The sequence below is a fragment of the Pantoea sp. SGAir0183 genome, from assembly GCF_043545505.1.
The window spans coordinates 283,986-291,019 of record NZ_CP028057.1 but is presented as its reverse complement, the minus strand read 5'-3'; the positions used below and the strand labels follow the sequence as shown (position 1 = coordinate 291,019).

Sequence of the window (7,034 nt, the reverse complement as noted above, 5' to 3'; positions counted from 1 at the left end):
ATCCCTGTCTCTCTCATTTTTTATTGTTTTCCGGCACGGGCAATGCGCCGGGTGTCGCTTCTGCTGTGTGGCGCCGGTTTACTCTGTGCGCAGCTGCGCGTGGAGCCGGTCAATGACGCCGCTGACCTGTTTTCCTGTGATAAGTCGTGTGCACTCAAACTGACGCTCCGTGCCTTTGTGGCGCGGGCACCAGAAAAAATCTTTGTGATCAAAGTTCTCGTGCGTGCTGTCCCAGCAGCCGCTGCAGCCGTGGCTGCTGAACACCCGCCAGGGGGTATAAAACTCGGCGTTCGGCAGGCTGAAACCGCTGATGAGCACCACCGGTATCTTTGCCGCCCAGGCAAGCCAGGAGAGACCGCTGGCCAGGCCAATAAAGAAGCTGGCGTGCCTGAGCAGATCGACCCGCGCCTGCAGCGGCAGCGCGCCGGTAAAGTCCTCGGCGCCCCGGGGAATGTGGTTCCAGACGAAGCCGTGCCCTGTGGTTGCCTCACGGTCGATGCACAGTACCCGGTAGCCCAGTGATTTCAGGTGCGCCACCACCTCTGCCCAGCCGTGGCCGTTGTTCCAGAACTTGGCCTGGCAGGTGGACTGTACGGCGATGCAGACGTAAGGTTCGGCGATGGTGCGGGGTGCAGAGAGGTCGAGACGGGGCGCCTCTTCTCTGGGGTCAGTGCCGAGGATATACCCCGCAGTGCGGTGGAACCCCACCTGGCGAAAATCGACGGGCTGATGCGTGTCGTTGCCGCCAAAAAACAGCCCCACGCGATAAGTCGCATAAGGTGCGGAATTCCGGACGGCATCGGGCGGCGAAAAGCGGATGTCCGGATACTGGCTTTCCAGCAACGCGATAATATTCGGCGCCATGGTGCACTCAAGCCGGCAGCCGTGAAGCTGGCGGAAGCGCTCGGCATAATGAAACCAGCCCAGCAGGTCACCCAGGGTGCCGGTGGGAAAGGAAATCAGCACGTCACGGTTTTTAAGGGACAGGGTTTCGTCCAGCAGGGGAGCGGTCTCATCCCCGCGCCACACCTGAATACGGAAGCGGACAAAATATTTCTTGGCGGAAGTTACCCAGCCTGCGCCGGTTTCGCACCGGAACAGAACGTTACCGGAGTCGTCATCCAGCAGCGCGACGCGCCAGCGCCCCTCCGGCAGCAGCACCCGTGCCCCGTCGTTGAAGTCGTAACGAATACCACATGGCCCCGTCATGGACGGTTGTTCCGGGGGCGCGACAAAAGGATAAGGAGCAGACTCAGCCGAAATGTCAGTGGGAGCAGTAACATTCAAAGAAGGAATTACCTCGGACATGATTTTCTCCAGGCCGTATCCGAAATACAGTGCAACTGTTTCTGGTGAACAGTAAGTGCCTGTATTCACGAACGTCCTTTAAAATTTCAGCAACAAAACTGTTCTGATTTATCGGTTTGAATAAATTCAATATCGGCAGGGATAATTCTTTAATGAGGATTTTTATGTAACAGTCAGTTCCGGCTCGCGATATATGTGCTATGAAGAGGTATCAAAAGCATCTGAACCTGGGTCAGCCTGAGAGACACTCTGTCCTGGTCCCTTTTACAACCAAGATATGCATCATATAACTCATTACTGACCTGTAAAAAGCAAGTCGAAAGACCCGCACTGTGTAAAATCATTGCAGAGAAGATGTATCAGGACTGGTCGCCGGAACAAATCGTTGGTTGGCTGAACGCTGTTATCCGGATAATCAGGAAATGCACGTGTGACACGAAACGATATATAAAGCGCTTTTTATACAAATCCGGGTGCATTAAAGAAAAGATCTGCAGCCATGCCTCAGAAGCGGGAGGGTCGTGTGTAGATTCAGGTTTCTAAAAACTCCTATATCGTCACCCTCGTAGAACGCCATTCCCGCTTTGTTATGCTGGCTAAAATCAGAGGCAACAAGACAATAACGTTTAAATCTGCACTTATCAGACAAGGCCGGAAATTACCTGCTGAACTTTATAAAACATTAACATGGGACCGGGGCGCTGAAATGGCCAGCCACAACCGGTTTACTGTAGCCACAGATATTCAGATTTATTTCTGCACCCCTCAATCCCCCTGGCAACGCGGCTCCAATGAAAATACGAGCAGATTGCTAAGGCAGTATTTTTCAAAAGGAACTGACTTATCGGTATACAGCCAGCAAAGACTCAACAGTGTCACCAGACATGCGTCGACTTCGCTAGCCTTGCTTAAAGCAAATATCGGTAACGGCATAACAGCACCGAGTTTTATGCGGCTTTTGGTTCAAAAGAGGCGCTATTTAAAGAAGTTATTGATTGCTATTTGAAAACTTATGGTGGCGTTAACGATTGTCTTTGGGACGACAGTCTCACTCCGCGTGAAGCTATTGAACTGGCATTACGCCGTTCAGTAAAGATGCAGACAGAACAGGGGCATCCAAGTAGCTGTCTTATCGCGTTATCCATTGATACCTGCTCGCCCGGGCACGAGCATATTGGCCAGATTCTTGAAGCACAACGCACCCGTACTCGCGAGGGGTTCCTTAAGTGTGTCCTAAGAGCAATTGATTCAGGCGAACTGGCCGCAGACATGGCCATGTATTTGCACAGCTTTGAGATAGGACTGTCAACTGAAGCGCGTGATGGCATAACAGGCGAAGAACTTAATGCCTCGGTATCATTTGCAATGCTGGCCTAGGGCGCAAATTGTTTACTGAGTAATATTTGAGAATAAAAATGCTCATAACGTCCGCTTCTGGCACAAATCGGTCGGTCAGGCTGAAAACACAAACTAAAAATGCCGAATCGATGACAAGAAGGCTTAAGCCGATGCTAGCGAGTCACGGCCAAAGGCCGTTTTATAAGGCCATCAGCACACTGAGGCATTGGCAATAAATTTTCAGTTTGCTGGAACTCAGCCAAAAAAATCTGCCACACAGCTAAAACGTTTCCCTAAAAAATGTATTGACCAAGGATAAATCATGAACATGCTCTCAACAAAATCGGTACTGAAGACAACAGCATTCGCTCTCACTGCGTTTTTGTTAAACCAGGGTGCAGCACTGGCTGAAACCCCTTCAGCATCTACACAGCCTATCCACAACGGTGCGGTTTCACAGCTGAAGAATACTGCGCAAGGTAACGAAAACATGATTCTGGCCAAAGAGCCAACCCTGGCGAGTGGCCAGCGCGTCAACTCTGCCTGCGACGATGGCGGCCCGTGCCCACATGACGACATCACAGATGATGCATCATAAGCGCTTAAATCTTCCGGTCGTGACCTGCTGACCCGGAGTCAGAAATAGTAAAGCCGCCTAAAGGCGGTTTTTTCATTCTTAACAGCGCAGATTCGTTAAAAATACTGAGCCATTCCCAGGCAGGCAGGAAAGCATCGACAGAGGCGGACGTGATAATTTTGACTTACTCTGATTAATCATTAATTTACAACTTTTTTGTAATTGATCTCGCTAACAATATCTCTGCTATAAGCGGGCAGCCAAAGCGGGAGCGCTCGGATAAAGAGTAAGGCATCACACCAGGTATTGCATCGGCATGGACGGGATTTAAATATGCGGAGGCCGTAAAAATTTTCCACGCCGTGTACGCGTGATATACAGGCAAGTGCATCATGCGTTCCACTAAATTTGAGTACGTCAAAAGTGTGAAAATTAAGAGGCCAATGTTATTCGTCGTATGCATTAACATTATTGAGTGCTAAATTTTGAAAGGTTAAAATTGTTGAACCTTCCAAAATACAGGACATATTAATTTGGTGAATAACGCTGATGTTTTAAAGGAGCATCTGATTCTGGTACAAAATAGGTTAATAGTAAGGTATACGATTAACGATGCCACAAGTCAGCATTTCCCCTGCTCTTGTGATTCGTTATTCCCCTGTTCCGAATGCATTGCCTCCCCGATTATTGCTTCAGGCTTTCCCGCTTAATTTAGCACCTGGCATCAACGCTCATGCACGAAATTCTGTCTCTGCAATGTTGAAGCTGCGCATTCTTAATCGCTCTGAATGCTGAGCGTGAAAATACATTTCCAGCCTCTGGATTTGATGTGGAAGCGATTACGCAGTTATTATCAACCTTCAGCGAAATAAAAACACCACGCAAACTGAGGTCGGGGTTGTACAGGCACACAGCAAGCCATCCTCCCGTAAAGATTCTGTCATGTCCGTATAACGTTCTCCCGGAGCCATATCCTGGCAAAAGCCGTCAAATAAAAAAACTGGTTGTTTGCCATGCAGTTGGCCCCAGAGCGTCATGCCCGGATAATAATTAACTCAGCCGTTATCCTTAACCGCTAAAAAAATTTTATTTTTTACACTTTCAAGTGTATTGAAACTTTTCAGAGAGTTGACCGGAAATGTTACAGCGGCTATAACCCTATTAGGTTCGATACTAAAATCATAAGATTTTAAGTTTAACCAAGTTGCTTTGGTATAGAAATATTTCACTCTTGCCCGCGATAAGTCAGGATGTTATCCGCATCTTCGTGGTTAAGATTTTTTCTGCACACAGCCAAGGTATTCTGAATATGTCAAATTCTGACAGCGACGCCCTACCGTTGCAAACGTGCGCAAGCGAGGACGCCCAACAACAGCTCGCCATCATTGACGTAGCGCCGGGAAAGCCAGGGATTGAAGCCCGCTGGACATCGAGTGCCAAGAGCGGAATTGGCACCGCCCTTTCACCTGATTCCCGCGTCTGGTTCACCTTAAGCCACGGCATTCTCAACGAAATTTATTATCCGCGCGTTGACAGCGCCTGCACCCGCGATTTCGGGTTCATCATCACCGCACCTGAAGGTTATTTTTCAGAAGAGAAGCGCGATTGCTCCACAGAAACCCATACGGTCTCGCCAGGCATTCCGGCCTTTTCGATCGTTAACACGGCCCGGGATGGTCGCTACCGGCTCGAAAAAGATATCATCACCGATCCTGCCCGTGACTGTATCCTGCAACGCATCCGTTTCACCGCGCTAAAGGGGGATGTTGCGGATTACAAGATCACCGCCCTGCTCGCTCCCCATCTGGTGAATGCCGGGCAAATGAACACCGCATGGATCAGTGAATTTGAAGACAGGCCCGTGCTTTTCGCCACGGGTCGCTCTCGTTACTTAGCGCTCGTCTGCGATATACCCTGGACGGCAATGAGCGTGGGCTTTGTCGGCACGTCAGACGGCTGGCAACAGCTGAAAAAATACGGGCGCATCGCGAACTCGTATCAGCGCGCGGACGATGGCAATGTCGCCCTTGCCGGTGAGCTGGCATTCACTAGTGCCTGCCGTGAAGCCATGCTGGCAATCGGGTTCGGCCAGACGGAATCCGAAGCCGCAGCGGCGGCAACCGCCAGTCTGAAAGCAGGCTTTGACAAAGCCCGCAAGCACTACATCAGTAACTGGCAAGCATGGCAGAACACGCTCATTCCACTCGATCAACCCGAGCGGAACGGTGTGAATACATACCGGGTGTCAACCGCAGTTCTGGCCTCGCATAAAGCAGCCGATTGCCCCGGTGCCGTTGTCGCGAGCCTGACGATTCCGTGGGGATTTTCCAGGGGCGATGACGATCTGGGAGGCTATCATCTGGTCTGGCCGCGTGACCTGGTCGAAACGGCTGGGGGATTCCTGGCAGCTGGCGATGCCAACGAAGCACTCGCCATACTGGATTATCTCCGACGCGTTCAGGAGCCCTCCGGGCGCTGGCCACAGAACCTGTGGCTCGATGGAAAACCATACTGGTCAGGTATCCAGATGGATGAGTGTGCCTTCCCTGTTCTGCTAGCCGATATGCTGCACCGACTTGGTCATCTCGATAAAAAAGCGCTGAAACACATTATGCCCATGCTGCGCGGTGCGGCCCGCTATATTTTGACCAACGGCCCGGCGACCGGCGAGGATCGCTGGGAAGAAGACGCGGGCTACAGCCCGTTTACCCTGGCGGTCGAAGTCTCCGCCCTTCTTACTGCCGCGGACCTGCTTTCGCTAGACGGCGATGAGGTGGCTGCAAACCATCTGCGCGAAACCGCCGACTGCTGGAATGAGCAGATTGAAAAATGGACCTTTGCCGGAGAGCCCGATTTTTGCGCATCGGTTGGTATTGCCGGTCACTACGTCCGCATCGCTCCCCCCGGCGCAACGGATGAAGCAAGCGCATCCGGCGAAACCGAGATCCGCAACCAGACGCCGGATCGGGCGATTCTGTCAACCACCGATGTGCTGAGTCCGGATGCTCTGGCATTGGTGCGTTTTGGTCTGCGCGCCGCCGACGACCCGCACATCGTGGATACGGTAAAAGCAATCGACCATAGTCTGCGTGTCGAACTCCCTCAGGGGCCACTATGGTATCGGTATACCGGCGATGGCTATGGTGAGCACGAAGACGGCGCGCCGTTCGATGGTATTGGCCAGGGACGTCCCTGGCCCTTGCTGGCGGGCGAACGCGCGCATTACGAGCTGGCAGCGGGCAGGCGCGAGGTCGCGGAGGCGCTCTTATCCACGCTGGAGAAGTCGGCAGGTCCGGGCGGGTTGTTACCGGAACAGACCTGGGACGGGCCCGATATTCCTGAAAGGGAGCTGTTCTTCGGCCAGCCAGCCGGGAGCGCCATGCCACTTGTCTGGGCGCATTCCGAGCATATTAAACTCGTGCGGTCGCTCCGCGATGGCGTGGTCTTCGATATGCCACCGCAGGGCGTTGAGCGCTATATCCGGAATAAAACCGCATCGCACTTGCGTATATGGCGCTTTAACAACCGCCTGTCTTCTGTTCCTGTCGGGAAGCAACTGAGGCTGGAAACGGAAGCGAACGCACTGGTGCACTGGAGCACAGATAACTGGGCGACCATCTCTGACAGCCCGGCGATCCCTTCCGGACTTGGCACATACTATGTGGACCTGCCTTTACAGCATGAGGACGCAGGAACCCGCGTTGTCTTCACCTTCTACTGGCCTGATGTTGAAAACTGGGAACACACCGACTTCACCGTTCAGGTTGTGAATGAACCGGAAAATCAAATGCGCATTGACAGAGAGGAATGA

General features: G+C 52.2%; 3 protein-coding genes and 2 pseudogenes. 4 read left to right on the top strand and 1 reads right to left on the bottom strand.

Annotated elements, in window-relative coordinates:
• Window positions 1-78: 78 nt before the first annotated feature.
• The gene (locus C1N59_RS21910) at window positions 79-1,209 is read right to left on the bottom strand and encodes an autotransporter strand-loop-strand O-heptosyltransferase (RefSeq protein ID WP_394551302.1); all 1,131 of its coding nucleotides are present in this window, start codon (window positions 1,207-1,209) and stop codon (window positions 79-81) included.
• A 408-nt stretch (window positions 1,210-1,617) separates the two neighbouring features.
• On the opposite strand from C1N59_RS21910, the pseudogene C1N59_RS21905 reads away from it, so the two are divergent.
• The 4 genes and pseudogenes from C1N59_RS21905 to C1N59_RS21890 form a co-directional block, all read left to right on the top strand.
• Window positions 1,618-2,191 (top strand): annotated as a pseudogene (locus tag C1N59_RS21905) (IS30 family transposase); the annotation flags it as partial.
• Window positions 2,192-2,685 (top strand): annotated as a pseudogene (locus C1N59_RS21900) (TetR/AcrR family transcriptional regulator); the annotation flags it as partial.
• 283 nt (window positions 2,686-2,968) lie between these two features.
• Complete coding sequence (locus C1N59_RS21895; RefSeq protein ID WP_054634106.1) at window positions 2,969-3,244, top strand: hypothetical protein; 276 nt, start codon at window positions 2,969-2,971, stop codon at window positions 3,242-3,244.
• A gap of 1,288 nt (window positions 3,245-4,532) precedes the next feature.
• Window positions 4,533-7,034: a glucan 1,4-alpha-glucosidase gene (locus tag C1N59_RS21890; RefSeq protein ID WP_394551143.1), complete on the top strand. Its 2,502-nt coding sequence runs from the start codon at window positions 4,533-4,535 to the stop codon at window positions 7,032-7,034.